We start from the raw sequence: 23,573 nt of genomic DNA on the forward strand, positions 1-23,573 counted from the left end.
GTATCCCCACCCGGCCCGGGGTCAACCTCGCCCGAACCGGGTGAGCCCGGCGCACGGCGCGGACAACGCGACGCCGGCCCCCGAACCGGGGACCGGCGTCATCGCGGCGGACAGGTCAGTTGTTGGGGTCGTCGGCGCTGATGTCCGCGAGCACCGACTGGGGTTCCCGTTCCACCGCCAGGTCACCCATGGAGATCAGGCCGACCAGACGGCCGTCGTCGACCACCGGGAGCCGGCGGACCGCGTACGTGCGCATCAGGTCGGCGGCGGCCACGACGTCGTCGTTCTGGCTCACGGTCACCACGTCCCGGCTGGTGATCTGGTTGAGCCGGGTGGCGGTGGGATCCATGTCCTCCGCCACGCCGCGTACCGTGATGTCCCGGTCCGTCACGATGCCGACCACGTTGTCGCCGTCGGTGACCACCACGTCGCCGATGGCGCTGTCCCGCATCTCCTGCGCCGCGGCGATGAGCGTGTCGTTGCCGTCCATCGTCACCAACCGGGTCGTCATGAACTCTCCGACCGTTGTCATGGTGCTCCCCTCTCGGTGTCGGCACGGCGGTCTACCCGCCGGCCGAGCCGGGGTAACGCGGAGGAGCCCACGACGGCGGCGTCAGCGTTCGGCGGCGACCAGCTCGGCGAGCTGCACGGCGTTGAGCGCCGCGCCCTTGCGCAGGTTGTCGTTGGCGCAGAACAGCGAGAGCCCGTGCTCGACGGTCTCGTCGGCCCGGATCCGCCCGACGAACGTCGGGTCCTGGCCGGCCGCCTCCAGCGGCGTCGGCACGTCGCGCAGCGCCACGCCGGGTGCGCCGTCGAGCAGCTCACGGGCACGGGCCGGGTCGATCGGCCGGGCGAACCGGGCGTTGATCTGCAACGAGTGGCCGGTGAAGACCGGCACCCGCACGCACGTGCCGGAGACCTTCAGCCCGGGGATCTCCAGGATCTTGCGGCTCTCGTTGCGCAGCTTCTGCTCCTCGTCGGTCTCGTCGGAGCCGTCGTCGACGATCGAGCCGGCGAGCGGGAGCACGTTGAAGGCGATCGGGCGGGCGAACGAGCGCGCCGCCGGGAACTCGACCGCCCCGCCGTCGAAGGCGAGCCCGGTGGCGCCCTCGGCCACCTTGCGGACCTGCTCGTCCAGTTCCGCCACGCCGGCCAGGCCGGCGCCGGAGACCGCCTGGTACGTGGCGATGACGAGGCTGACCAGTCCGGCCTCGTCGTGCAGCGGGCGCAGCACCGGCATGGCGGCCATCGTGGTGCAGTTCGGGTTGGCCACGATGCCCTTCGGGCGGTCCGCGATCGCGTGCGGGTTGACCTCGGCCACCACCAGCGGCACCCGCGGGTCCATCCGGAACGCCGAGGAGTTGTCGATCACCACGGCGCCGGCCTCGGCGACCCGGGGAGCCAGCTCCTTCGCGGTGCCCTTGCCCGCCGAGAAGAGCACGATGTCCAGCCCGCGGTAGTCCGCGGTGGCCGCGTCCTCGACCGTGACCTCGCCGTCGCGCCAGGGCAGCGTGCGCCCGGCCGACCGGGCCGAGGCGAACAGGCGCACCTGCTCCGCCGGGAACTCGCGCTCCGCCAGCACCTGCCGCATGACGCCACCGACCTGGCCGGTGGCTCCCACAATGCCGATCCTCATGCCCGCGAGGCTACCCAGCCGGGCGGCGCGGGTGGGAAACGTTTCCCACCGCGCGGATGGGGGGCGACGGGAATCACAGGCCCGCCGCCCCGTCCGGTCAGGTGTGGTCGACCACCTCGCCGAGACCGCTGGCGACCAGCTCGTCCCGGATGACCGCCGCGTCCCCCTCGACCACCATGGTCAGCGACTCGGGGTGCAGGTACGTCGCCGCAGCGGCGGAGACCTCCTCGACTGTCGCGGCGAGCAGTTGCTCCCGCAGCCGCGCGTGGTAGTCGTCCGGCAGGTCGTGCACGACGAGCGTGCTCAGGGCCGAGGCGATCGCCCGCGGGCTCTGCAGCTCGACCGAGAGCTGCCCGGCCCGCCAGGAGCGCGCCACCTCCAGTTCGTCCTCGGTGACGCCGGTGAGCTGGGTACGCGAGATCTCGCCCACCGACTCGACAAGCGCCGGCGCGGTCACCCCGGTCTGCACGCCGGAGCTGACCGCGAACCGGCCGAACCGCCGGGACGAGGCGAAGTCGCCCCGGATCCCGTACGTGTAGCCGCGTACCTCACGGATCAGGTGGTTGAGCCGGGAGGTGAACGCGCCGCCGAGCACGGTGCCGGCGAGCGTCATCGGCACGTGGTCCGGGTGGGCCCGGTGCGGGGACGGGTGGCCGAGGCGCAGCGTGGACTGCACCGAGCCGGGCCGGTCGACCAGGATGATCCGCCGCTGCCCGGCCGTCGGCACCTCGATCGGGGCGCCGCGTTCCACAGGTCCCCCGCCGGTGCCGGCGAACGCCGTCGCGGCGAGCGCGTCCAGGTCGATCCGCTCCAGGTCACCGGCGACGACGAGCGTGCCGGGGCGGATGAACCACTCCGAGTGGAAGACGGTCACGTCGTCCACCTCCAGCGCGGCCACGCTGTCCGGGTCGCCGTAGAGCGGGCGGCCCCACCGGTGCTGCGCGCCGAACAGCTCGGCGCGCAGCACCGCGTCGGCGCGCGGGCCGGGGTTGGCCCAGTCCATCCGCAGCGCGGTCGCCTCGTCGTCGCGTACGCGCCGCACGTCGGCCGGGTCGAGCCGGGGCGTACGGACCGCCTCGGCCAGCAGCTCCACGGCGGCGCTCAGCCGGTCCACCGGCACCTGCACGCTCACCTGGAACGAGTCCCAGTCGAGCCCGGTCGCCAGCTCGGTGCCGAGCGCCTCGATGGCCAGCGCGTACGCGGTGGCGTCCCGCTGCGCGGTGCCCTCCTCCAGCGCCTTGGCCAGCACCGCGCCGAGGCCCTCCTTGCCGACCGGCTCCCGGCCCGCGCCGCCGTCGAGCAGCAGCAGCGCGACGGCGAGGTTCTGCCCGGGCAGGTGCGCGGCGACCACCTGGCCGCCGGCCACCGTCCGCCGGACCACCTGCGGGAACCGGTAGGCGCGGGCGGCGCCGGGGCCGGGACGGGTGGTGATCAGCGACATCACTTCTCCTCGGGCAGGTAGGTCAGGATCACCCGGTCGTCGGCGCCGAGCAGCTCGGCGGCCTGCTCGGCGATCTGCTCCGCGGTCACCGCGAGCCAGGCCGGCAGCCGGTCGGCGGCGCGGGCCGGGTCGCCGAACTGGGTGGCGTAGCGGCCGAGCGTGTCCGCCCGCCCGTCCACAGTGGCCATCTGCCGCCACCACATGGTGCTCAGCAGCGCCTTGGCCCGGTCCAGCTCGGCGGCGGTCACCGGCACCGTGGCCAGCTCGTCGACCACCTCGGCCAGCCCGTCGCGCAGCCGCTGCGCGCTCACCCCGGGGCGGGCCGTGGCGGTGGCGATCAGCGGGGCGGGCGCGTGCGCCAGATCCACCCCGTACGCGCCGACCAGGTCCGGCTGGGCGATCCGTTCACCGTCGGCCAGCCGCTGGTAGAGGCGGCTGCCCCGGCCGCTGCCGAGCACTGTGGTCAGCACCGTCGTCACGTCGTACCCCGGTGTGCCGAACGGGTGGGTGCGGTGCGCGAGGTAGACGCGGGGGGCGGGCACGTCGGCGGTGACCGTCTCCACGGCGGGACGGCCGGTGGCCGGCACGGTACGGCCGTCCGGCGCGGCCGGGATGTCGGCGCGCGCGGCCAGGCCGCCGAAGTACTTGTCGGCGAGCGCGAACACCTCCGCCGCCGTGGTGTCGCCGGCCACCGTGAGGACCGCGTTGTTCGGCGCGTAGTAGGTGCTGTGGAACTCCTGGAAGGTGGCCAGGTCGGCGGCGTTCAGGTCGGCCATCGACCCGATCGTGGCGTGGTGGTACGGGTGGCCGGGCGGGTAGAGCAGCGGCAGCAGGCGCAGCCAGGCGTCGCCGTACGGCACGTTCTCGTAGCGCTGCCGGCGCTCGTTCTTGACCACGTCGCGCTGGTTGTCCAGCGTCTCCTGGGTCAGCGCCGGCACCAGCCCGCCCATCCGGTCGGCCTCCAGCCAGAGCGCCAGCTCCAGGTGCTCGGCCGGGACCGTCTCGAAGTAGTTGGTCCGGTCCGGGTTGGTGGTCGCGTTGAGCGAGCCGCCCGCGCCCTGGATCAGCTTCATGTGCTCGGTCTTCGCCACGTTGACCGAGCCCTCGAACATGAGGTGCTCGAAGAGGTGGGCGAAGCCGGTCTGTCCCGCCGGCTCATGGCGTGAGCCCACGTCGTACCAGAGGTTGACCGCCACGGCCGGGGCGGTGCGGTCCTCGCTCACCACCACACGCAGGCCGTTGTCCAGTCGGGTCGTCTCGATCGGCCAGGGGAAACCGCTGTCGGGCATGAGACGACGCTATCCGATCTCGGAGGCGGAAAGGTGACACGCACGCCGGAGCATCGTCGGTGCGCGCCGGGGTACCCGTGCGGGCATGGCCACCACCACGTCTTCCGCCGTCGAGCGCGCCGCCGCCGCGCTGGCCCGGCTCCGGCACGCCCGGCTGCTGCACCCGGCCGGGCGCACGTTCGGCGGCGAGGCCCGGATCTGGGGTACGCCGGGGCCGCCGACCGGGGTGCCGCTGCTCGACTCACCCGGCCGGTGGCCGGCCACGATCCGCCTCTCCAAGGGCGTGCCGACGCCGGGCGCCTGGCCGGACGTGCTGGGCGTGGCGGTACGGCTGCACCGCGACCCGGAGCCCCCGGTGGACCTGCTGTGGAGTTCCAGCTGCGCCGCGCCGGTGCTGCGGAACCTGCCGCTGCCCCGGCGGCGCCTCACCGGGACGTACACGTCGATCATGCCGTTCCGGGCCGGCGGGCGGCGGCTGTTCCTGGCCGTGCTGGCCGACCCGGATTCACCGGACCTGGGCCGTGGCCTGGCCGGGGCGGGCGCGGTGGTGGCGGGCGGCGAGGCCCGGTTGGTGCTCGCGGTGGCCTCGACGGTGGGCCGCTGGCGGCCGTTCGGCGAGGTACGCCTCGACGACGAGCGCGGCGCCGCCGAGGACGCCGCGCTCGCGTTCGATCCGGTCGGCAACGTACCGCCGGGGTTGCGACTGACCGGCCCGCTGGCCCGGCTGCGGGACGACAGCTACCGGGGGTCCCGCCGGGCCCGGGGTGCGGGGCTCAGTCGGGCGGCTCGATGGGGGTGACGGTCTGCTCGGAGGTGCGGTGCTCCAGCACCGTGTCGGGGGCGGCGTTCTGGTCCGCCTCGCGGATGTCGGACTCGGCGAGGATCGCGTCGGCCTGCGCCTCGGCGTCGTCGCTGCCCGCCGCCGCCTCCTCCGGCAACAGATGCGCTCGGGATTCGATTCGTTCCTGATCACTCGGGTCGTGGCTCGTGGTCATGGCGCTCTCATACCCCGCGTTCCGCACTTCGGAACGACAGCGGGCTTTCCGGCGCGCGTCGGGTAGGCTGGCCGACGTGACGCGGTCGTATCGATGGTTTAGGAAGCCGGCTGGAGGAGCCGGTGACTCGACCATGAGCTGACGTCACTTCCTCTTCGAGCCGGCCGGGCAGGGATCGTTTCCTTGCCTTTCGCACGCGAGCAGCCGGCTCGATCCCCGGGCGCCGGCACGGGGGCACGGTCGGCGGAAGGATCCCCACCGTGACCACCTCCCCCCAGGATGCCCATCGGGTCATCGACCAGCGCATCGACCGTGTGGTGCCGCTGACCACCCCGGCCCTGCTGCACCATCACCTGCCGCTCGACACCCCGCTGGCCGAGGCCGTCGTGGCGGGCCGCCGGGCCGTCGGCCGGGTACTGGACCGCGAGGACGACCGGTTGCTCGTCGTCGTCGGCCCCTGCTCCGTGCACGACCCGGCCGCCGCCCTCGAGTACGCGGGCCGGCTGCGCGAGGCCGCCGAGCGGGTCGCCGACGACCTGCTCGTGGTCATGCGTGTCTACTTCGAGAAGCCGCGTTCGACGGTGGGCTGGAAGGGCCTGATCAACGACCCGGCGCTGGACGGCTCCGGCGACGTGAACACCGGCCTGCGTACCGCGCGGGCGCTCCTGCTGGACGTGCTGCGACTGGGCCTGCCGGTGGGTTGCGAGTTCCTCGACCCGATCACCCCGCAGTACATCGCGGACACGGTGGCCTGGGGCGCGATCGGGGCGCGGACCGTGGAGAGCCAGGTGCACCGGCAGCTCGCCTCCGGGCTGTCCATGCCGATCGGCATGAAGAACCGGCCGGACGGCAGCATCGCCACCGCGGTGGACGCGATCCGGGCCGCCGGGGTGCCGCACGTCTTCCCCGGCATCGACGTCTCCGGCACCCCGGCGATCATGCACACCCGGGGCAACGCGGACGGCCACCTGGTGCTGCGCGGCGGGGGCGGCCGGCCGAACTACGACGCGGAGTCGGTGGCCGGGGCGCTGGAGCTGCTGCGCGCCGCGGGCCTGCCGGAACGCGTGGTGGTCGACGCCAGCCACGCCAACAGCGGCAAGGACCACCGCAACCAGCCGCTCGTCGCCGCCGACGTGGCCGCCCAGCTCGCCGCCGGTCAGCGCGGGATCGCCGGGATCATGCTGGAGAGCTTCCTGGCCCCCGGCCGGCAGGACCTGGACCCGACCCGGGAGCTGGCGTACGGCCAGTCGGTCACCGACGCCTGCATCGGCTGGGACACCACGGCCGAGGTCCTGGAGCACCTGGCCCAGGCCGTCCGGGCCCGCCGGGCCACGCTCCCGGCGCGGACCTGAGCGGGGTTGGGGCGAGTTTGACCGGTTCGGGGCCGGGTAGGTGGTCGGCGTGACCGATGACGCGCCCGTTACCGAGCAGCCCGACACCAGGCCGCTCGACGACCTGCTCGACGACATCTACCACGGCCAGGAGCGGATCACCCAGGCGGACATCTACCGCCGGGCGGTGGCCGCCGAACTCCCCGCGGAACTGCTCACCCGGATCGCCGCGCTCCCCGAGGGCGAGTACGCGGCGGACGAGGCGGCCGACCTGCTGGGCGGCACGGTCGCCTGAGCCCCCGCCGACGAGAGGACGCGACATGACCGACCGCAACCCCGACCACGAGCACCTGGCGGCGCTCGGCCAGCCCCCGGAGGGCGTCGACACCCTGCCCGAGCCGGACTTCGCCAACGAGCACGACCGCACCGCCGTGGACCGGGAGATCGTCACCGGGGAGGACGAGGACGAGCGGGAGCCGGAGGCGTCGCGCGGCTGGGCCGGCGAGGACCACGGCACCACCCCCACCTGACGGGTGGGAGGCACGGAAGAGGGCCGGCGGCGCGAACGCCGGCCCTCTTCCGTGTCTGCTTCTCACTCCTGGTGGTGGCGACCACCCTCGGCCGCCTGCTGGGCGACCGCGTACCCCATCTGAAGGAAGTCGGAGGCGGCCACGGCGGTCAGCGCGGTGGCGACCAGCCGGGTCAGCCGGGGCGCCAGCACGAGGCCGCCGGTCAGCCCGGTGGCCACCCAGACCGCCAGGCAGAAGGGGCAGCTCACCAGCTCGCCGAGCGCGTGCCGGGTCGGGCTGCCCTCGTCGCGGACCTGCTCCATCACCTCGCCGCTGCCGATCGGGTGGTCGTAGCGGGTGAACGGCGCCCGCAGCGGGCTGGTGATCGCGTCCTTGGACAGCAGCCGGCTGAGCTTGTGCGTGGCGATCGAGAGCAGCACCACGTCCGCGGGCGTGGGCCGCTCGGGCACCGGCCGGCCGGTCGCCCGGACCAGGCCCACGATCGCGGCGGTCACCCCGGCGTACGTGCCCATCGCCTTGAGGTAGCCCTCCAGCGGCCGATGCTCGTGCGGCGCGTACGCCTGGCGCAGGCGCGCCACCTTCTGCTTCAGGCCACTCCCGGTCAACCCGGCCTCCTCGTCCTAGTCGTGCGGGCCGGGCTCATCCGGCGGTCAGGTTGTCGGCCACCTCGCGGTCGAGGTTGGCCAGGATCTCGTCGGCCAGGTCGTGGTCCGGCCCGGCCAGGTCCAGCCGTACCCGGGCGCCGCCCGCGCCGGCCGGCTCCACGTCGATCTCGGCGGACCAGTCCGCGGCGCTCCACCGGGCCCGCATGTCGTCGGCGTCGACGACCTCCACCCGGCAGGTGCCGGAGTTGCGCAGCCGCTCGGGCAGCCAGGCCGAGGAGCGGTCCGGGTCGGTCGCCGTGTTGAACACCACCTCCGGCGGTGCGGACATGCCGCGCTCGGCGTGGCTGGCCATCAGGCGTCCCGCAGCCGGCTCGGGTCGACCTCCCGGCCGGGGTGCCGGGCCAGGTACTCCGTCTCCAGTTCGGCGGTGCGCCGCAGGTGGTTGGCGAGCGCCGAGTCGGTGGCGTGCCGCAGCGTGTCCAGCCGGGTGCGGTGCAGGCTCTGCATCTCCCGGATCAGGTCGTCGTCGCCCAGCTCCACCGGGTCCACCCCGAGCTGCTCGCCGTCGACGGTACGGGCGTGGTCGCCGTCCCACTCCGCGACCCGCTGTTCCGGGCTCGCGTCCCGGCGTACCGATTCGGTCATCGTCGCCCCCTCGTCTCGTTCGGGTTGGCACCTGTCCGGATGCCCAGCGGGAGTGTCACCAAACCACCGCCCGGACTACGACGCCGTGTCGGAGACACCCGGTGGCCCCGGTACTCTCGTCTGCATGAATCGGCTCTGGACACCGGCGTGGATCGTCCGCCACGTGGCCATGGTCGTGCTCGTGGTGGCTTTCCTCGGGCTGGGCTGGTGGCAGGTCACCCGCGCCGCCGGGGGGAACGCGCTCAGCTTCGGTTACGCGATCGAATGGCCGGTGTTCGCCGCCTTCGTGGTCTTCGTCTGGTGGCGTGAGGTCCGTCAGACGCTGCGCGCCGCCGATCCGGCACCGGATGCCGCCTCGCCGTCGGACGGCCCCGCGCCGTCGGACGACGCGGCGTCGCCTTCCGGTCGCCCGCCGTCGGTGACCGCCGGCGCCGGGCCGGCCACCGCCACCCCGGCGGTACGCCGGCCGGTGCGCGTCGTGCGGGTGCCTGCCGCTCCGGCCGACGGGGCGGACGACGCCGAGCTGGCCGCGTACAACCGCTACCTATCCTGGTTGAACGCCAATCCGGGCGCCCGGCCCGGCGACTATCCCGGCTGAGGCCGGTGCGGAAGGACGGACGACGGTGGGCGGAGCCTTTACCCGGTACCGCGTGATCGCCTGGATCGTGGGCGTGGCGCTCGTGGTGCTGGTCCTCATCGGGATGCCGCTGAAGTACGGCTTCGACAACCCGAGCGTGGTGGCCGTGGTCGGCGTGGCGCACGGCTGGCTGTACATGCTCTATCTGGCGCTCACCTTCGACCTGTCCCGCCGGGCGGACTGGCCGCTGAAGCGGATGCTGCTGGTGATGCTCGCCGGCACCGTGCCGTTCGTCTCGTTCTACGCCGAGCGTCGGGTGAGCCACTGGGTGGCCGCCGAGAGCCGGTCGCGTACCCCGGAGCCGGTCGCGGGCTGACCGCGGCTCATCGGGCCGGCCGCCACGGCTCGGCCGCCGGCGGGTCGGCCCAGCCGCCCAGCCGCGACGCCTCCCGGGCCCGCCCCAGCGCGCGGGCGACCTGACCGAACTGCCGCTCGTCGTCGCTGCTGAACAGCAGCACCTCGGTGCCGTCCACCCGGCCCCACAGCTCGTGCGCCGGGGGCCGCACGCGGTCGCCGATCAGCACGAGCAGCAGCGGCACCAGCCCGACCGCGCCGAGCACGAGGTACGCCCCGGCGGTGAGCCGGTGCAGGCCGCCGGTGAACCCGAGCAGCAGGCCGACAGCGGCGAGCATCGCGGCGGACACGACGACGGCCCGGACGGCGAGCCGGTCGTGCGGCCCGCGGTCGGTCCGGAGCTGGGTGATCCCGGCCACCGGCCAGGTGTTGCGGCCGACGGTGAAACGCTCGGCGGTGACGACGATGCCCGGCCGGGCGTAGAGCAGCCTGGGTGCGGCCGGTCGCGGCGAACGGGGCGGCTGGGTGGCGGAGCGGTCGGTCTGCACGGCGGCCTCCCGGGAGCAGGGATCCCGTGGTGGGATTTCCCGTCCGGGCTTCATTGTGGTCGCCTTGCGCCACCTGACCTCGGGCTTTCGGCGCTCGCGCGGCTCGTCGGCCCGGCCGTGCCAGCCGGAAACAGAGAGCGATTTCCGTCTTTGTCGTGACTTTGCCCGCCGTTGCCTGGCTACATCCGCCCAGAACGACGAATCGGGCGAGTCGCCTCATCCACCCACCGACTCCCTCTCGTCACTTTCCGCCACTTTGCCAACTTTCGCCCCTGCTTGAACTCCCGGTCACTGCGATCACGGGTTAGGTTGTCCAGGTCGGCCCGGTCGACAGCCATTCACCCGGATGGCCCCGGGCCGGTGTCGCCGGGCCGCAGACGCGCCCGGCGACCGGTGGGAGAGGAGCTTTCCGCTCTTGTCGTCCTTACGGATGCTGCTCCGCTCGCTGGCGGTGGCCGGCCTCTCGGCCGCGCTGCTCGCCCCGGCGCAGGTGGCCCGGGCCGAGCCCACCCCCGCCGAGCTGACGAAGCAGATCGAGAAGTCCTCGACTGAGCTGGAGCGAATCGTCGAGTCCTACAACAAGCTCAACGAGGACATCAAGGCCAACAAGGCCACCGCGGCCAAGTTGGAGGCCCAGATCGGGCCGTTGCAGGAACAGGCCGAACGCAGCCGCGCCGACGTGGGCGTGCTGGCCGCGACGGCGTACAAGACCGGTGGCATGCGCACCGCGGCGGCCCTGCTGGACCCGGGCGGCCAGGCCACCCTGCCGGAGCGGCTGGGCACGCTCGACCAGCTCACCCGCCAGCGGCAGCGCACCATCAACAGCTTCACCGCCGATCAGCAGCGGCTGATCGACCAGAAGACCCGGCTGGACGTCACGCTCGCCCGGGAGGCCGCGCAGGCCAAGCAACTCAAGTCCGCGAAGACGCGGATCGAGGCGGACCTGTCCGGCCTCTACGAGATGCGGCGCAAGGCGTACGGGCGGGCCACCGAGGCACCCGCCAAGTCGAGTTCGGCGGGCAAGCCGCCCGCCGTCTCCGGTGACGCCGGCACCGCGGTGCGGTACGCCTACGGCGCGGTCGGCAAGCCCTACGGCTACGCCCAGGACGGCCCCGGCAGCTACGACTGCTCCGGCCTGACGCTCGCCGCCTGGCGGGCGGCCGGGAAGTCGCTGCCGCACAGCGCGGCGCGGCAGTGGGGCGCCACCACCCGGATCAGCCGCAGCCAGCTGCAACCGGGTGACCTGGTGTTCTACTCCGGGCTCGGGCACGTGGCGCTCTACGTCGGCAACGGCCAGATCATCGACGCGCCGAGCGCCGGACGCAACGTCAGCAAGCGCGGCATGAACATCATGTCGATCCAGGGCTACGGGCGGGTCTGACCGGCCCGCAAGACGGCGAACGGCCGGCGTCCCCCTGTCGGACGCCGGCCGTTCGCCGTCAATTGTTACCAGGTCAGGCCGCCTGGAGCCCCTCCGCGCGAGCCAGCTCACGCAGCCGGCCGAGAGCCTGGATCTCCAGCTGGCGGATGCGCTCGCGGGACAGCGAGAACCGCGACGCGACCTCGGTCAGCGAGTGCTCACGCCCGTCCTCCAGGCCGTACCGGGCCCGCATGATGCCCGCGGAGCGGTCGTCGAGGTGGTTGAGCAGGCCCTCGATCCGCTGCCGCTCCAGGCCGGTCAGCACGATCTCCTCGGGCGACGGGGCGTCACTGTCGGCGACCAGGTCACCGAGGTTGGTGTCGCCGTCGTCACCGACCGGGGTGTCCAGCGAGACGGTGTCCTGCGACCAGCGGACCAGCTCGTTCACCCGCTCGACGGTCACGCCGAGCGCGGTCGCGATCTGCTCCGGCTCCGGGTCGCTGCCCAGCTCGCGGGTGAGCTGCCGGGCCACGTTGCGCATCCGGTTGACGTCCTCGACCAGGTGCACGGGCAGCCGTACGGTCCGCTCCTGCTGGGCGATCGCCCGGCTGATGGCCTGACGGATCCACCAGGTCGCGTAGGTGGAGAACTTGAAGCCCCGCTCGTAGTCGAACTTCTCGACCGCCCGGACCAGGCCGGTGTTGCCCTCCTGGATCAGGTCCAGCATGGGCATGCCGGAGCGCACGTAGCGCCGGGCGATCGACACGACCAGTCGCAGGTTCGCGCGGATGAACAGGTCCTTCGCGCGCTCGCCCTCGATGACCAGCCGTTCCAGGTCCTCCCGGTCGGCGCCGTCGGGGATGCGCCCCTCGTCGAGCAGGTGCTCGGCGTAGAGGCCCGCCTCGATCGCCTTGGAGAGGTCGACCTCCCGGGCGGCGTCGAGCAGCGGCGTCCGGGAGATCTCGTGCAGGTAGACGCCGACCAGGTCCCGCTCCTCGGCGACCTCGTCGGTACGCATGCCGATGTTCTTGTCCACGATTGCCACGGTCCCCTCGCTCGCGCCGGTTGCCCGGTTCCTTGCCATCCCCACGTTCATCAGCCCTCCCCGTAACCTCCGCTGTGCCCGTAGGTGCTGACACCTACACAACAGATGTGACGCGTCGGGGATTCCATGTCGTGAGTCGAAACTGTCACGAATGCCTGAGTAGTAGCTGAGAGCCCGGTCCATGTTTCCTGTTACCGGCCCGGTTCCGGGGCTCCCGGCCGCCGATTTCGACGCATACCGGAGTCGCGGAATCACCGTTCGCCCATGGAATGGCACCATTGTCTCTTCCATGAACACAGCGAGCCGCGTCACCGGGTCGTTGCGATCCTGCTCACTGCGAGATACGCGGCTGCGGACCGGCCGGTTCAGCCATGCTCAAGGATTACCCTCCGCCTCGTTGAACAATCCGTGCGGGCGGGGTCGTCCCCTCCCCGCACGTGATACGCGTCGCACCCGCCGGGCGGATGCGCCGGCGGGTGGATCGATCGGGCGGGCGGGGACGGTCAGGAGGCGAGCAGGGCGAGCGCGCCGCGTACCTGGTGGGCGGAGCGGGCCAGCGCGGCCCGGGCGGCCGGCACCTCGGCGCCGGACACCAGCGCGACGAGCGCGGTCTTGAGGTCGCCGTCGGCCTCCCGCAGGGCGACCCGGCACACCTCCTCGGCGCAGCCGGTGGCGTCCACGAGGATCGAGATCATGCGGCCGCGCAGCTTGGCGTTCGTGGCCACCATGTCGATCATCAGGTTCGAGTAGACCCGGCCCAGACGCACCATCACGGCCGTGGAGAACGTGTTGAGCACCAGCTTCTGCGCCGTGCCCGCCTTCATCCGGGTCGACCCGGTGACCACCTCCGGCCCGGTGTCCACCCCGATGAAGACGTCCACCGACGCGGCGGCCTCGGCCTCCGGATTCGCGCAGAGCAGCACCGTACCGGCGTCCTGCGCCCGGGACGCGGCGAGCGCCCCGAGGACGTACGGTGTGCGCCCGCTGGCGGCCAGGCCGACCACGAGGTCGCCGGGGCGTACGCACTCGGCGGCCTCGGCGGCGCCACCGCGCTCGTCGTCCTCGGCGTCCTCGACCGCCCGCCACATCGCCTCCGGGCCGCCGGCCAGGTGCGAGCAGAACCAGTGCCGCGGCGAGTTGAACGTGGGTGCCAGCTCGGCCGCGTCCAGCACGCCGAGCCGACCGGAGGTGCCGGCCCCGAAGTAGTGCACGCGGTGCCCGTCGCGCAGCGCGGCCACGGCCAGGTCGACGGTCTCGGCGATCTCGTCCAGCACGGCGGCGACAGCGGCCGGCACCCGGCGGTCCGCCTCGTTGATCACGGTGAGCACGTCCCGGGTGGACATCAGGTCGAGGTCGACGCTGTGCGGGTTGCGGCGCTCGGTCGGTGCGCCGACGCGCACCACCGGCCGGATCGCCGCCACGCCGTCGCGCTCCACCCGGCCCGCCGTCATCCCCGCCTCCGCCCGGGACCGACCCGGCGCGACTTGACCGCCTCGGCGGTGGCTTCCAGGGCCTTCTTCGTCCGGGCCCGGCTGCGGGCGGCCACGCCGACGAAGAGGCAGTCGACCACGGTGAGCTGGGCCAGCCGGCTCGCCGTCGCGCCGGAGCGGTACGTCGTCTCGCGCGCGGCGGTGGTGAGCACGTGGTCGGCGACCTCGGTGATCGGCGAGCGGGGGAAGTTGGTCAGCGCCACGGTGGTGGCGCCGCGTGCCCGCGCCTGCTCCAGCACCTCGATGACGTCGGAGGTGGTGCCGGTGTGCGAGATGCCGACCGCGACGTCGCCCCGGCCCAGCAGGGCGGCGGAGGTGAGCGCGGTGTGCACGTCCGGGAAGTAGAACGCGATGCGGCCGATGCGGTGCAGCTTCTGCTGGAAGTCTGAGGCGACGAAACCGCTGGCGCCCGCGCCGTAGACGTCGATCCGGCCGGCCGCGCCGATCGCCTCGACGACCTGCTCGCAGACCGCCGGGTCGAGTTGCTCGGCGGTCTCCTCGACGGCCCGGGCGTCGTTGAACGCGATGGTGGCGATGATCTGGGCGAGGTCCGCGCCCGGCGGGATGTCGCCGCCGACCACCCGCGCGTCCGGCGGCTCGACCCGGCGGGCGGCCTCGGCGGCGAGCCGGATCCGCAGCTGGGGGTAGCCGTCCATGCCCACCGAGCGGCAGAAGCGGATCACTGTCGCCTCGGACGTCTCCGCGGCGGTGGCGAGGTCGGTGATCGTACGCCGGGCCGCGTCCGCCGGATCGGCGACGACCAGCCGGGCCACCCGCTGTTCGGCCGGGGACAGCGAGGGCAGCAGGCCGCTGATGTGGACGATCAGTCCACCGGGCTCGTGACTCGCAGAAATCTTCGGACTCTTCGCCACGGATGAAACTTACTTTCACCAGGCGTGAGCGTCAACCATGACACCGCGTATCGGGAAATTTACCGTCTTCCGTGTCCGCCCGGGCCAAGGATCCCATTCTCCCAGCCCCACCGCCTCATCCGGTCCGGCCGAGTCACTCCTGCCGCCTGGCAGACCGGTCCCCCGTCGTGCCGCCCGGCCTGCCTGGTCGGCCTCGACCGGGCAGACCGGACGGCCGGTGCGGGTCACCGGTCGGCCGGGCACGGCGGTTGGCTAGCGTGTGTCCATGACGCGACGCACGGTGCTGGTGACCGGAGGCACGGGCGGGCTCGGCCGCGCGGTCACCGCCACCTTCCTCGACGCCGGCTGGCGGGTGGTCGTACCCCAGCGGGAGCCCGGGACCGACGACGGCCCGGTCCGGGTCGTGGCCGACCTGCTGACCCCGGAGGGGGCCGCGCGGGCGGTCCAGGCCGCGACCGACGAGCCGGCCGCACCGCTGCGCGCGGTGGTCAACCTCGTCGGTGGGTACGCCGCCGGCGGGCTGGTGCACGAGACCCCGGTCGAGGACTTCGAGCGGATGCTACGGCTCAACCTCCGCCCGACGTACCTGGTCACCCACGCGGCGCTGCCGCACCTCATGGCGTCCGGCGACGGCGCGGTGGTCTGCGTCTCGGCCCGGGCGGCGGTCTCGCCGTTCCCCGGCGCCTCCGGTTACGTCACCGCCAAGGCAGCGGTGCGCGCGTTCGCCGAGACGGTGGCGGTCGAGTACCGGCAGCGCGGCGTGCGGTGCAACACGGTGCTGCCGAGCGTCATCGACACCCCGGCCAACCGCGCCGCCCAGCCCGGCGCCGATCACGGGCGCTGGGTGCCGCCGGCCGAGATCGCCGAGGTCGTCCGCTTCCTGGCCTCCCCCGAGTCCGCGCCCACGAGCGGCGCGAGCATCCCGGTCTACGGGCGGGCCTGAACCGGCACCGGCCCGTCCCGTCCGGCGCCACCGGCCGGACCGGACGGGTCCGTGCCGCCGGCCGGGCGTCGCGGGCCGGCCGGCGCGGGGCCGGGGCCGGCGGACGGGTCGCCGGGCAGCCACTCGCTCAGGTGTGCCCGGATCCGGCGGGCGACGTCCTCCGGCGGGCCGTTGCCGTCCACCACCACGAAGCCGCCGTACTCGGGTAGCGCCCGGTACGCGGCGTCCGCGGCGGTCAGCCACGCCATGCTCTCGTGGTCGGTGCCGCGCCGCTCGATCCGGCGGAACGCCTCGGCGGGGTCGACGGTGAGCAGGAACGTGACTTGAGGCGCCGGGAAGATCCGGTAGCCGGCCCGGGCCCACCGCTCCCACCGCTGCCCACCGTGCGCGCGGATGCTGGCGTACTGGCAGGCGGACCACCTGTCCATCACCGCGGTCCGGCCGGTCACCAGGCAACTGAGCAGGGCGAGCGCGATGGCCAGCCACCGCAGCACCGACTCGACAGCGAGCAGGCCGCCGCGCCCGACGAGCCGCTGCGCGTCCGGGCGGCCCACCCGCTGGGCGAGCCGGCCGAGCCAGCGGCGGCCACCGGCGTTGCGGTGGTAGGTGGCGGGGATACCGGCGGCGGTGAGCGCCTGGGCCAGCCGGTGGGCCTGGGTGGTCTTGCCTGAGCCGTCGATGCCGATCAGGGCGACGATGCGCGGCCGGGCCCCGCCCCGCCGCGTCCGCAGTGAGCTGGCCACCCTCCCGAGGTTATCCGACCGATGCTCGCCCGGCCCCGTTCGTCGCTTTGCTGCCCCGGCGCACGGATCGCGCCGCGACAGGTGTGACCAAAGCGTCCACCGGGTACGCATCGTGGTCCCACCGCCCATACGACGAGGGAGCCGCAGATGGCCGAGCGCGGGGACGAGACCCTGGTGCACACGCTGAAGAAGGTCGCCGCCGTGCTCAAACAGTCCGAGATCCCGTTCGCGCTCGGCGGCAGCTTCGCGGTGTACGCCCACGGCGGCCACTCCAGCGACCACGACGTGGACTTCCTGCTCCGCGAGGCGGACGTGGACCGGGCGCTGGAGGCACTCGTCGAGGCCGGCTTCACCGCCGAGCGCCCGCCGGAGGACTGGCTGGTGAAGGTCTACGACGAGGACCGGATGGTGGACCTGATCCACCGGCCGGTGGAGACGCCGGTCACCGAGGAGACGTTCGCCGACACCATCGTGCGCCCGGTCGACGCGATCCACATGCCGGTGCTCTCGGCCAGCCAGCTCATGGTGCACAAGCTGCTGAGCTTCTCCCAGCACTACTGCGACTTCGCCCGCGCCCTGCCGCTGGCCCGCTCGCTGCGGGAACAGATCGACTGGGAACGGGTACGGAAGGAGACGCAGCACTCGCCGTACGCGGAGGCGTTCCTGGTGCTGCTGGACCGGCTGGACGTGCTGCCCGGCGGCACGCCCGGCGGAAGGGAGACCCTGTGACCGGGCTGTCCGGCGACGTTCCCCCCGACGAGTACGTCGAGGCGGAGATCCAGAGCATGCTGGCCGAGGACCCGACCGTGGCCGAACAGGGCATCACCGTGGTGCGGCGGGAGAACGGGCTGGTGCTCTACGGCGAGGTGGAGAGCCCGCACCGGCGGGAGGAGATCCTGCGGCGGGTGGCCGAGCGCTTCCCGGACACGCCCGTGACCAGCGACATCGGGGTGATCCGCACCCAGGCGCCCACCCAGGTCGAGGAGTTGCCGTGAGGGAGGTTCGATGGTGATCCGGATCGCCGCCGTGGGCGACGTGCATCTGGACGAGGACGTGGTGGGCCGGTTCCGCCCGGCGCTGGAGGAACTGCCCGGCCGCGCCGACGCGCTGCTGCTCGCCGGTGACCTGACCCGGCACGGCACCGAGGCCGAGGCGCGGTGCGTGGCCCAGGAGTTCGGCGGTCTCGGCGTACCGGTGATCACCGTGCTCGGCAACCACGACCACCAGTGCGACGAGGTGCCGCAGGTGGTGAAGGTGCTGGAGGACGCCGGGATCACCGTGCTGGAGGGCACGGGCACCGTGGTGGACACCCCCGGCGGACGGCTCGGGGTGGCCGGCGTGAAGGGGTTCGGCGGCGGGTTCGCCGGGCGCTGCGCCAGCGACTTCGGCGAGCCGGAGATGAAGGCGTTCGTGCGCACCACCCGGGAGGCCGCCGACGCGCTCGCCGACGCGTTGCTCTCGCTCGACTGCGACGCGCTCGTCGCGCTCACCCACTACTCCCCCGTCCCGGACACGCTCGCCGGCGAGCCGCTGGAGATCTACCCGTTCCTCGGCTGCTACCAGCTCGGCCAGGCGATCGACTCCGCCCCCACCGCGCTGGCGCTGCACGGGCACGCCCACCACGGCACCGAGCGCGGCACCACGCCGGGCGGCGTACGGGTCCGCAACGTGGCGCACCCGGTGATCAAGCAGGCGTACAGCGTCTTCCACCTAAGCGGTGATCAGCTCGACTGAGCGCGAGGTTTCCGGGATCGTGCGCCCGGGTATTCAGCCGACATGGAGCTGATTCTCTGGATTCTCGCAGTCGTACTGGTGGTCGCCGGAATTCTCGCCCTGTTCCGCCGGCAGATCCTCTGGGGCATCGTCCTCATCGTCGTCGGCCTGTTGGTCGGCCCGGGTGGCGTCAGCATCTTCAACACGTAACCGAGGTTCCCGTACCCGCCGGGGTCGCCGGGCCCGGGCGTTCCGTCCTGCCGGACGCCGAACGTCCGGGCCGGGTGACTCCGGCCTTTTCCGTGTCCGGCGGCGGCCCGGCGGCCGTGCCGCGTTTGCCGGGCCCGCCGAGCGGAAACATCTCGACGATGGAGACGTCGCAGAGTGTCGCCCGGCGCACCACCGGAGCCCGCAGATGGTGGGCGCTGCTCGGCTTCGGCGCCGCCACGTTCGCCGCCGCCGCGATCGGCGGGCTGGGGGTCCAGGGCACCTCCGCCGAGTACCAGAGCCTGGAGCAGCCCGCCTGGGCGCCGCCGTCGTGGCTGTTCGGCCCGGTCTGGACCGCGCTCTACGCGCTCATCGCGATCGCCGGCTGGCTGGTCTGGCGCCGGGCTGGTTTCGGCCCCGCGCTGTGGGCCTGGGTCGTGCAGCTCGTGCTCAACGCGATCTGGACGCCGCTGTTCTTCGGCGCCGGGGCGTACGGGCTGGCCTTCGCCGAGATCGTGCTGATGTGGCTGGCGATCGGCGTGACGGTGGCCCTGTTCCGGCGCGTCTCCCGGCCGGCCACGCTGCTGATGCTGCCGTACTGGGCCTGGGTGACGTTCGCGTCCGCGCTGAACTTCGCGGTGTGGCGGCTGAACTCCTGACCGGTACGGGCGCGGAGGCCGGTCGCCCCCCGCGCCCGCCGGGCTCAGCAGCGGGGTACGCCGGGGATGTAGCCGTCGTACCCGGTGTAGACGTAGGCGTCGGAGATGAACCGGCCGGAGCCGATCCGGTCCCAGATCGAGCTGGTGCCGTACGTGCCGCTGACGCTGGTGCCGCTGGTCTGGCACTGGATCGTCACCTTCGCCCCGTCGGCGACCGTGCCGACCGAGCTGTAGCCGGTGCCGGGGCCGGAGCGGACTGTGAGCGGGGAGCCGGCCGTGTTCACGGTGCCCTCGCCGGTGTTCGTCCCGCCGCAGCCGTTGTCGCTGGTGTAGGTCTTGGTGCCCCAGTAGAGAGCCTGCACCCCGTTGAACTTGATCTTCACCGAGCTGCCGTCGACGCGCTGCTCGTAGTGCAGGTGCGGGCCGGTGGAGCCGCCCGTCGTGCCGACGTACCCGATCACACGGCCGTAGCCGACGGTCTGCCCGACGGAGACGTTGAAGGCGCTCAGGTGGGCGTAGTAGGTGGTGTGGCCGCCGCCGTGGTTGATCCGGACGTACTTGCCGTAGCTGGTGTCGCCGAGGTTGGTGACCACGTCGACGGTGCCGGGCGCGCTGGCGACCACCGGGTCGCCGACGTCGTCCGTGCGGTTGAAGTCGATCGCGTTCGCCGGGCTGTGGTTCGTCCGGGTCTGGCCGGACCAGGACTGGTTGCACGGGAACGGGACCTTGAACGTCGGCGCGGCCATCGCCGGCGCGGCCGGCACGAGAGTCGCCGCCAGGACCGCCGCACTCGCCCCGAGGGCGAGCCATCGCTTCCGCATCCACTGCCTCCCATGTTGAAAGTCTTCAATATGCTGTGGACATCCTGACAGAAAGTTCCGTTCCCGGGAAGATTCGTGGGAGCGCGCCCACCCCCCGGGGTCAGGGTTTCGGGATTGTTACCGGGCCGTGTCCGGCCAGGGGTGGACCCGACACGATGCAAGCGCTTACATGTGGGGACGACATCGGACCGGCGCGGGTTCGATCCCCCCACGCGCCGGCAAGGAAGGAGATCGGCATGGCGTTTGCCAGATCGCGCCAGACGCTCGCGGTCGCCGGCGTCCTGGGGCTGGCGCTCGGCGTCGCCGCCTGTGGCACCGGCGACGACAAGAAGAGCGACAAGGCCGGATCGGCCGAGTGCGCCGCATACGAGAAGTACGACGGTCACGACGGCAAGAAGGTGACCATCTACTCCTCCATCCGGGAGATCGAGGCCGACCGCCTCGACCAGTCCTGGAAGGAGTTCGAGGACTGCACCGGCATCGAGATCGACCACGAGGGCAACGCCGAGTTCGAGGCGCAGCTCCCGGTCCGGGTCGACGGCGGCAACGCTCCCGACCTCGCCTTCATCCCGCAGCCGGGCCTGCTCAAGCGCTTCGTCGACTCGGGCAAGCTCAAGCCGGTCGGCGCCGACACCAAGGCGATGGCCGAGCAGAACTACTCCCCCGACTGGCTGAAGTACAGCACCGTCAACGGCCAGCTCTACGGCGCCCCGCTCGGCTCCAACGTGAAGTCCTTCGTGTGGTACTCGCCGAAGACCTTCAAGGAGAAGGGCTGGACCGTCCCCACCTCGTGGGACGACATGATCAAGCTCTCCGACCAGATCGCGGCCAGCGGCACCAAGCCGTGGTGCGCCGGCATCGAGTCCGGTGACGCCACCGGCTGGCCGGCCACCGACTGGATCGAGGACGTGCTGCTGCGCACCGGCGGCCCGGAGGTCTACGACAAGTGGACCACCCACCAGATCCCGTTCAACGACCCGCAGGTGGCCGACGCGCTCAACCGGGCCGGCACCATCCTGAAGAACGAGAAGTACATGAACGGCGGCTTCGGCGGCGTCAAGAGCATCTCCACCACCGCCTTCCAGGAGGGCGGCACGCCGATCACCACCGGCAAGTGCGCGCTGCACCGCCAGGCGTCCTTCTACGCCAACCAGTGGCCCAAGGGCACAACGGTGGCCGAGGACGGCGACGTCTTCGCGTTCTACTTCCCGGCCATCGACCCGGCCAAGGGCAAGCCGGTGCTGGGTGGCGGCGAGTTCGTCGGCGCCTTCGCCGACCGGCCCGAGGTCCAGGCGGTGCAGACCTACCTGGCCTCCGGCGAGTACGCCAACAGCCGCGCCAAGATCGGTGACTGGGTGTCCGCGAACAAGAAGCTGGACATCAACAACGTCCCGAACCCGGTGGACAAGCTCTCCGTGGGCATCCTCCAGGACGAGAAGACGGTCTTCCGCTTCGACGGCTCGGACCTGATGCCGGCCGCGGTCGGCGCCGGCACCTTCTGGAAGGGCATGGTGGCCTGGATCAACGGCAAGGACACCACCTCCGTCCTGAACGACATCGAGGGCAGCTGGAAGTGATCTAGCAGGTGGCCCGGTCCGCGTCCGCGGACCGGGCCACCTCTGGCAACCGAGCCCTTGAAGGAGGGTCGATGGAGTTCGACTTCGCGGCGGAGCAGCCGAAGTTCCTCATGCTGATGTACGGGCTGATCGCCTTCGTCGCGGTGGTGGGCGGACTGCTCCTGCTCCTCGACGTGGTGCCCTCGTACTTCGCCCGGCGCCGGGAGGCGCAGCTGGTCGCCGCCTCGGCGAGCGGCGCGCCGCTGCCCCGCCGGCGCGCGCAGCAGCGCGAGGGCGCGTTCGCGTTTTTTTTCCTGCTGCCGACGCTGCTGCTGCTCGCCGTCGGGCTGGTGGTCCCCGCCGTCCGCACCACGCTGCTCTCCTTCATGGACTCCAGCAGCAGCAACTGGGTGGGCCTGGACAACTACCGGTGGATGTTCGCCGAGGACTCGATCGTCCGGGTCCTGATCAACACGCTGATCTGGGTGCTGCTGGTGCCGCTGGTCGCCACCGCGTTCGGCCTGATCTACGCGGTCCTGGTGGACAAGGCGCGGTTCGAGGCGGTCGCCAAGTCCCTGATCTTCCTGCCGATGGCGATCTCGTTCGTCGGCGCCTCCATCATCTGGCGGTTCGTCTACGCCTACCGGGGCGAGGGCGACCAGATCGGCCTGCTCAACCAGATCGTGGTGAGCCTGGGCGGAGAACCGAAGCAGTGGCTGCTGGACTCGCCGCTCAACACGTTCCTGCTCATTGTGATCATGGTGTGGATCCAGGCCGGTTTCGCCATGGTGGTGCTCTCCGCCGCGATCAAGGCCATCCCGGCCGACATCGTCGAGGCGGCCCGGCTCGACGGCACCACCGCGTGGCAGATGTTCTGGCGGATCACCATTCCGAGTATCCGGCCGGCGCTGATCGTCGTGGTGGTGACGATCTCGATCGCCACGCTCAAGGTCTTCGACATCGTCCGGACCGCCACGAACGGCAACTACGACACGAACGTGATCGCGACCGAGATGTACAACCAGGCGTTCCGCTACCAGGAGAACGGCCAGGGCTCGGCGCTGGCGGTGTTCCTGTTCGTCCTGGTGATCCCGATCGTGATCTACCAGATCCGCAACCTGCGCAAGCAGCGGGAGGGCTGAGATGACCACCGCCACGCCCACCGTCGGAGTCGGCGCCCAGGCCACCGAGCCGACCACCCGGGGTGCCCGGGTGCGCAAGCGCCTGAACAGCCGTACCGCCACGCTCGTGTCGATCGTCATCGCGATGCTCTGGACGATCCCGACCTTCGGCCTGTTCATCTCCTCGATCCGGCCGGAGAACGAGATCAAGACCACCGGCTGGTGGACGTTCTTCAGCAACCCGCAGTTCACCCTGGAGAACTACCAGGAGGTGCTGTTCAGCTCCGGCTCCTCCGGGCAGCTCGCCAGCTACTTCATCAACTCGCTGGCGATCACCATCCCCTCGGTGCTGTTCCCGCTGGCCTTCGCGTCGCTCGCCGCGTACGCGCTGGCGTGGATGAACTTCAAGGGCCGGGACTGGGTCTACATCGGGATCTTCGCGCTGCAGATCGTGCCGCTGCAGATGGCCCTGGTGCCGCTGCTGCGGTTCTTCTCCACCGGGGTCACAGTCGCCGGCGTGCAGATCCTCCCCGCGTGGGACCTGGTCGACGAGCAGAAGTTCGCCCAGGTGTGGTTCGCGCACACCTGCTTCGCGCTTCCGTTCGCCGTGTTCCTGCTGCACAACTTCATCTCGCAGCTCCCCGGCGACCTGATGGAGGCGGCCCGGGTCGACGGGGCCACCCACCCGAAGATCTTCCGCACCATCGTGCTGCCGCTGATCATGCCCGCGCTGGCGGCGTTCGGCATCTTCCAGTTCCTCTGGGTCTGGAACGACCTGCTGGTCGCGCTGATCTTCGCGGGCGGCGGCGACGAGACCGCCCCGCTGACCGTCCGGCTCGCCGAGCTGGCCGGCACCCGGGGCAACGAGTGGCAGCGGCTGACGGCCGGCGCGTTCGTGTCGATCGTCGTACCGCTGATCGTGTTCCTGTCCCTCCAGCGCTTCTTCGTGCGAGGTCTGCTCGCCGGCAGCGTCAAGGGTTGATCCGGCGTCCCGCCGCCGGCAGTGCCGGCTCGGTGTATGTCAACGGGCCATCGTGCGCCGGGCCATCGACCGCCACAGGTCGTTGCTCGGACGCATCTGGTCCATCAGTT

General features: G+C 72.2%; 30 protein-coding genes. 16 read left to right on the top strand and 14 right to left on the bottom strand.

Translation table 11 applies throughout. The features are described from left to right. Positions 1–115: 115 nt before the first annotated feature. The 4 genes from AB0B20_RS23140 to AB0B20_RS23155 all read right to left on the bottom strand — a co-directional run bounded on the left by AB0B20_RS23140 (position 116) and on the right by AB0B20_RS23155 (position 4,366). Entirely contained in the window at positions 116–532 is a 417-nt protein-coding gene (locus AB0B20_RS23140; RefSeq protein WP_357386226.1) for a CBS domain-containing protein, read from the bottom strand. A gap of 81 nt (positions 533–613) precedes the next feature. Further along, positions 614–1,636: an aspartate-semialdehyde dehydrogenase gene (locus AB0B20_RS23145; RefSeq protein WP_357386224.1), complete on the bottom strand. Its 1,023-nt coding sequence runs from the start codon at positions 1,634–1,636 to the stop codon at positions 614–616. Between the two features lie 97 nt (positions 1,637–1,733). Further along, entirely contained in the window at positions 1,734–3,077 is a 1,344-nt protein-coding gene (locus tag AB0B20_RS23150; protein ID WP_357386222.1) for a pitrilysin family protein, read from the bottom strand. Continuing rightward, a complete protein-coding gene (locus tag AB0B20_RS23155; RefSeq protein WP_357473334.1) occupies positions 3,077–4,366 on the bottom strand; it encodes a pitrilysin family protein in 1,290 nt (429 codons plus the stop codon). The genes AB0B20_RS23150 and AB0B20_RS23155 overlap by 1 nt, the downstream gene beginning before the upstream one ends. An 85-nt stretch (positions 4,367–4,451) precedes the next feature. Here AB0B20_RS23155 and AB0B20_RS23160 point away from each other — a divergent pair, with 85 nt between their 5' ends. Then, complete coding sequence (locus AB0B20_RS23160; RefSeq protein WP_357386218.1) at positions 4,452–5,165, top strand: phosphodiesterase; 714 nt, start codon at positions 4,452–4,454, stop codon at positions 5,163–5,165. On the opposite strand, the gene AB0B20_RS23165 is transcribed toward AB0B20_RS23160, so the two are convergent. Further along, positions 5,140–5,361 carry a hypothetical protein gene (locus tag AB0B20_RS23165; RefSeq protein ID WP_354871002.1) on the bottom strand — a complete coding sequence of 74 codons (222 nt, stop codon included), beginning with the start codon at positions 5,359–5,361 and terminating at the stop codon, positions 5,140–5,142. The two genes, AB0B20_RS23160 and AB0B20_RS23165, sit on opposite strands and share 26 nt — an antisense overlap. 251 nt (positions 5,362–5,612) lie before the next feature. Between AB0B20_RS23165 and AB0B20_RS23170 the strand changes: the two genes are divergently transcribed. Genes AB0B20_RS23170 through AB0B20_RS23180 form a run of 3 tightly spaced genes read left to right on the top strand, consistent with a single transcriptional unit; the run spans position 5,613 to position 7,222 of the window. After that, complete coding sequence (locus tag AB0B20_RS23170) at positions 5,613–6,713, top strand: 3-deoxy-7-phosphoheptulonate synthase (protein ID WP_357386372.1); 1,101 nt, start codon at positions 5,613–5,615, stop codon at positions 6,711–6,713. 49 nt (positions 6,714–6,762) lie between these two features. After that, on the top strand, positions 6,763–6,987 hold the full coding sequence (locus AB0B20_RS23175; RefSeq protein ID WP_269704453.1) for a hypothetical protein: 225 nt from the start codon (positions 6,763–6,765) through the stop codon (positions 6,985–6,987). 25 nt (positions 6,988–7,012) lie between these two features. Further along, positions 7,013–7,222 (top strand): hypothetical protein, encoded by a 210-nt coding sequence (locus tag AB0B20_RS23180; protein WP_354871007.1) that lies wholly within the window; start codon positions 7,013–7,015, stop codon positions 7,220–7,222. A 62-nt stretch (positions 7,223–7,284) separates the two neighbouring features. On the opposite strand, the gene AB0B20_RS23185 is transcribed toward AB0B20_RS23180, so the two are convergent. From AB0B20_RS23185 to AB0B20_RS23195, 3 genes are read right to left on the bottom strand one after another with little or no spacing between them, the layout of a single operon-like run. After that, the gene (locus AB0B20_RS23185) at positions 7,285–7,827 is read right to left on the bottom strand and encodes a DUF1360 domain-containing protein (protein ID WP_357386216.1); all 543 of its coding nucleotides are present in this window, start codon (positions 7,825–7,827) and stop codon (positions 7,285–7,287) included. Positions 7,828–7,861: 34 nt separating this feature from the next. Beyond that, positions 7,862–8,179 (bottom strand): SRPBCC family protein, encoded by a 318-nt coding sequence (locus AB0B20_RS23190; RefSeq protein ID WP_030502250.1) that lies wholly within the window; start codon positions 8,177–8,179, stop codon positions 7,862–7,864. Further along, a complete protein-coding gene (locus tag AB0B20_RS23195) occupies positions 8,179–8,472 on the bottom strand; it encodes a DUF6158 family protein (protein WP_357386213.1) in 294 nt (97 codons plus the stop codon). The genes AB0B20_RS23190 and AB0B20_RS23195 overlap by 1 nt, the downstream gene beginning before the upstream one ends. 124 nt (positions 8,473–8,596) lie before the next feature. On the opposite strand from AB0B20_RS23195, the gene AB0B20_RS23200 reads away from it, so the two are divergent. Both AB0B20_RS23200 and AB0B20_RS23205 read left to right on the top strand, forming a co-directional pair. After that, positions 8,597–9,070, top strand: coding sequence for a hypothetical protein (locus AB0B20_RS23200; protein WP_357386212.1), 474 nt, complete (start codon positions 8,597–8,599; stop codon positions 9,068–9,070). Between the two features lie 25 nt (positions 9,071–9,095). Next, the gene (locus tag AB0B20_RS23205) at positions 9,096–9,425 is read left to right on the top strand and encodes a DUF3817 domain-containing protein (RefSeq protein WP_357386210.1); all 330 of its coding nucleotides are present in this window, start codon (positions 9,096–9,098) and stop codon (positions 9,423–9,425) included. Positions 9,426–9,432: 7 nt separating this feature from the next. Here the strand turns inward: AB0B20_RS23205 and AB0B20_RS23210 are convergent, their stop codons facing one another. Further along, the gene (locus AB0B20_RS23210; protein ID WP_357386208.1) at positions 9,433–9,951 is read right to left on the bottom strand and encodes a DUF6232 family protein; all 519 of its coding nucleotides are present in this window, start codon (positions 9,949–9,951) and stop codon (positions 9,433–9,435) included. 415 nt (positions 9,952–10,366) lie between these two features. Here AB0B20_RS23210 and AB0B20_RS23215 point away from each other — a divergent pair, with 415 nt between their 5' ends. After that, positions 10,367–11,332 (top strand): NlpC/P60 family protein, encoded by a 966-nt coding sequence (locus tag AB0B20_RS23215; RefSeq protein ID WP_357473337.1) that lies wholly within the window; start codon positions 10,367–10,369, stop codon positions 11,330–11,332. A 73-nt stretch (positions 11,333–11,405) separates the two neighbouring features. Here AB0B20_RS23215 and AB0B20_RS23220 read toward each other — a convergent pair whose 3' ends face one another. The 3 genes from AB0B20_RS23220 to AB0B20_RS23230 form a co-directional block, all read right to left on the bottom strand. Then, positions 11,406–12,395, bottom strand: a complete 990-nt coding sequence (locus AB0B20_RS23220) for a sigma-70 family RNA polymerase sigma factor (protein ID WP_357386370.1) — start codon at positions 12,393–12,395, stop codon at positions 11,406–11,408. Positions 12,396–12,859: 464 nt separating this feature from the next. Continuing rightward, a complete protein-coding gene (locus tag AB0B20_RS23225; RefSeq protein ID WP_357386204.1) occupies positions 12,860–13,807 on the bottom strand; it encodes an N-acetylmuramic acid 6-phosphate etherase in 948 nt (315 codons plus the stop codon). Beyond that, positions 13,804–14,718: a MurR/RpiR family transcriptional regulator gene (locus AB0B20_RS23230; protein ID WP_174533806.1), complete on the bottom strand. Its 915-nt coding sequence runs from the start codon at positions 14,716–14,718 to the stop codon at positions 13,804–13,806. The genes AB0B20_RS23225 and AB0B20_RS23230 overlap by 4 nt, the downstream gene beginning before the upstream one ends. A 265-nt stretch (positions 14,719–14,983) precedes the next feature. Here AB0B20_RS23230 and AB0B20_RS23235 point away from each other — a divergent pair, with 265 nt between their 5' ends. Further along, positions 14,984–15,661, top strand: a complete 678-nt coding sequence (locus AB0B20_RS23235) for an SDR family NAD(P)-dependent oxidoreductase (protein ID WP_357386202.1) — start codon at positions 14,984–14,986, stop codon at positions 15,659–15,661. Here the strand turns inward: AB0B20_RS23235 and AB0B20_RS23240 are convergent. Beyond that, positions 15,646–16,404 (bottom strand): dTMP kinase, encoded by a 759-nt coding sequence (locus AB0B20_RS23240; protein ID WP_357386200.1) that lies wholly within the window; start codon positions 16,402–16,404, stop codon positions 15,646–15,648. The genes AB0B20_RS23235 and AB0B20_RS23240 overlap by 16 nt on opposite strands. Before the next feature lie 147 nt (positions 16,405–16,551). Here AB0B20_RS23240 and AB0B20_RS23245 point away from each other — a divergent pair, with 147 nt between their 5' ends. The 5 genes from AB0B20_RS23245 to AB0B20_RS23265 all read left to right on the top strand — a co-directional run bounded on the left by AB0B20_RS23245 (position 16,552) and on the right by AB0B20_RS23265 (position 18,983). Then, a complete protein-coding gene (locus AB0B20_RS23245) occupies positions 16,552–17,133 on the top strand; it encodes a nucleotidyltransferase (RefSeq protein ID WP_357386198.1) in 582 nt (193 codons plus the stop codon). A 56-nt stretch (positions 17,134–17,189) separates the two neighbouring features. Next, positions 17,190–17,399 (top strand): hypothetical protein, encoded by a 210-nt coding sequence (locus AB0B20_RS23250; protein WP_225853111.1) that lies wholly within the window; start codon positions 17,190–17,192, stop codon positions 17,397–17,399. A 10-nt stretch (positions 17,400–17,409) separates the two neighbouring features. Continuing rightward, entirely contained in the window at positions 17,410–18,138 is a 729-nt protein-coding gene (locus tag AB0B20_RS23255; protein ID WP_357473340.1) for a metallophosphoesterase, read from the top strand. Positions 18,139–18,180: 42 nt separating this feature from the next. After that, positions 18,181–18,327, top strand: coding sequence for a GPGG-motif small membrane protein (locus AB0B20_RS23260; RefSeq protein WP_013288160.1), 147 nt, complete (start codon positions 18,181–18,183; stop codon positions 18,325–18,327). Positions 18,328–18,485: 158 nt separating this feature from the next. After that, the gene (locus AB0B20_RS23265) at positions 18,486–18,983 is read left to right on the top strand and encodes a TspO/MBR family protein (protein ID WP_357386196.1); all 498 of its coding nucleotides are present in this window, start codon (positions 18,486–18,488) and stop codon (positions 18,981–18,983) included. Positions 18,984–19,027: 44 nt separating this feature from the next. Here the strand turns inward: AB0B20_RS23265 and AB0B20_RS23270 are convergent, their stop codons facing one another. Continuing rightward, complete coding sequence (locus tag AB0B20_RS23270; RefSeq protein ID WP_357386194.1) at positions 19,028–19,804, bottom strand: peptidoglycan DD-metalloendopeptidase family protein; 777 nt, start codon at positions 19,802–19,804, stop codon at positions 19,028–19,030. Between the two features lie 236 nt (positions 19,805–20,040). Between AB0B20_RS23270 and AB0B20_RS23275 the strand changes: the two genes are divergently transcribed. The 3 genes from AB0B20_RS23275 to AB0B20_RS23285 all read left to right on the top strand — a co-directional run bounded on the left by AB0B20_RS23275 (position 20,041) and on the right by AB0B20_RS23285 (position 23,463). Continuing rightward, complete coding sequence (locus AB0B20_RS23275) at positions 20,041–21,381, top strand: ABC transporter substrate-binding protein (protein WP_357386192.1); 1,341 nt, start codon at positions 20,041–20,043, stop codon at positions 21,379–21,381. Positions 21,382–21,452: 71 nt separating this feature from the next. Next, positions 21,453–22,502: a sugar ABC transporter permease gene (locus tag AB0B20_RS23280; protein ID WP_357386190.1), complete on the top strand. Its 1,050-nt coding sequence runs from the start codon at positions 21,453–21,455 to the stop codon at positions 22,500–22,502. Position 22,503: 1 nt separating this feature from the next. Continuing rightward, positions 22,504–23,463, top strand: a complete 960-nt coding sequence (locus AB0B20_RS23285) for a carbohydrate ABC transporter permease (RefSeq protein ID WP_357386188.1) — start codon at positions 22,504–22,506, stop codon at positions 23,461–23,463. Positions 23,464–23,573: the final 110 nt, after the last annotated feature.

It is taken from the genome of Micromonospora sp. NPDC049151, assembly GCF_040648395.1.
Taxonomy (GTDB): Bacteria; Actinomycetota; Actinomycetes; order Mycobacteriales; family Micromonosporaceae; genus Micromonospora.

What these genes read in the sequence shown, in the direction of transcription:
- AB0B20_RS23260 (WP_013288160.1), top strand. Translation starts at nt 18,181, where the DNA reads ATGGAGCTGATTCTCTGGATTCTCGCAGTCGTACTGGTGGTCGCCGGA.
- AB0B20_RS23155 (WP_357473334.1), bottom strand. Translation starts at nt 4,366, where the DNA reads ATGCCCGACAGCGGTTTCCCCTGGCCGATCGAGACGACCCGACTGGAC.
- AB0B20_RS23195 (WP_357386213.1), bottom strand. Translation starts at nt 8,472, where the DNA reads ATGACCGAATCGGTACGCCGGGACGCGAGCCCGGAACAGCGGGTCGCG.
- AB0B20_RS23275 (WP_357386192.1), top strand. Translation starts at nt 20,041, where the DNA reads ATGGCGTTTGCCAGATCGCGCCAGACGCTCGCGGTCGCCGGCGTCCTG.
- AB0B20_RS23280 (WP_357386190.1), top strand. Translation starts at nt 21,453, where the DNA reads ATGGAGTTCGACTTCGCGGCGGAGCAGCCGAAGTTCCTCATGCTGATG.
- AB0B20_RS23145 (WP_357386224.1), bottom strand. Translation starts at nt 1,636, where the DNA reads ATGAGGATCGGCATTGTGGGAGCCACCGGCCAGGTCGGTGGCGTCATG.
- AB0B20_RS23270 (WP_357386194.1), bottom strand. Translation starts at nt 19,804, where the DNA reads ATGCGGAAGCGATGGCTCGCCCTCGGGGCGAGTGCGGCGGTCCTGGCG.
- AB0B20_RS23285 (WP_357386188.1), top strand. Translation starts at nt 22,504, where the DNA reads ATGACCACCGCCACGCCCACCGTCGGAGTCGGCGCCCAGGCCACCGAG.
- AB0B20_RS23255 (WP_357473340.1), top strand. Translation starts at nt 17,410, where the DNA reads ATGGTGATCCGGATCGCCGCCGTGGGCGACGTGCATCTGGACGAGGAC.
- AB0B20_RS23190 (WP_030502250.1), bottom strand. Translation starts at nt 8,179, where the DNA reads ATGGCCAGCCACGCCGAGCGCGGCATGTCCGCACCGCCGGAGGTGGTG.
- AB0B20_RS23235 (WP_357386202.1), top strand. Translation starts at nt 14,984, where the DNA reads ATGACGCGACGCACGGTGCTGGTGACCGGAGGCACGGGCGGGCTCGGC.
- AB0B20_RS23165 (WP_354871002.1), bottom strand. Translation starts at nt 5,361, where the DNA reads ATGACCACGAGCCACGACCCGAGTGATCAGGAACGAATCGAATCCCGA.
- AB0B20_RS23220 (WP_357386370.1), bottom strand. Translation starts at nt 12,395, where the DNA reads ATGGCAAGGAACCGGGCAACCGGCGCGAGCGAGGGGACCGTGGCAATC.
- AB0B20_RS23265 (WP_357386196.1), top strand. Translation starts at nt 18,486, where the DNA reads ATGGAGACGTCGCAGAGTGTCGCCCGGCGCACCACCGGAGCCCGCAGA.
- AB0B20_RS23140 (WP_357386226.1), bottom strand. Translation starts at nt 532, where the DNA reads ATGACAACGGTCGGAGAGTTCATGACGACCCGGTTGGTGACGATGGAC.
- AB0B20_RS23250 (WP_225853111.1), top strand. Translation starts at nt 17,190, where the DNA reads ATGCTGGCCGAGGACCCGACCGTGGCCGAACAGGGCATCACCGTGGTG.
- AB0B20_RS23160 (WP_357386218.1), top strand. Translation starts at nt 4,452, where the DNA reads ATGGCCACCACCACGTCTTCCGCCGTCGAGCGCGCCGCCGCCGCGCTG.
- AB0B20_RS23180 (WP_354871007.1), top strand. Translation starts at nt 7,013, where the DNA reads ATGACCGACCGCAACCCCGACCACGAGCACCTGGCGGCGCTCGGCCAG.
- AB0B20_RS23225 (WP_357386204.1), bottom strand. Translation starts at nt 13,807, where the DNA reads ATGACGGCGGGCCGGGTGGAGCGCGACGGCGTGGCGGCGATCCGGCCG.
- AB0B20_RS23245 (WP_357386198.1), top strand. Translation starts at nt 16,552, where the DNA reads ATGGCCGAGCGCGGGGACGAGACCCTGGTGCACACGCTGAAGAAGGTC.
- AB0B20_RS23150 (WP_357386222.1), bottom strand. Translation starts at nt 3,077, where the DNA reads ATGTCGCTGATCACCACCCGTCCCGGCCCCGGCGCCGCCCGCGCCTAC.
- AB0B20_RS23200 (WP_357386212.1), top strand. Translation starts at nt 8,597, where the DNA reads ATGAATCGGCTCTGGACACCGGCGTGGATCGTCCGCCACGTGGCCATG.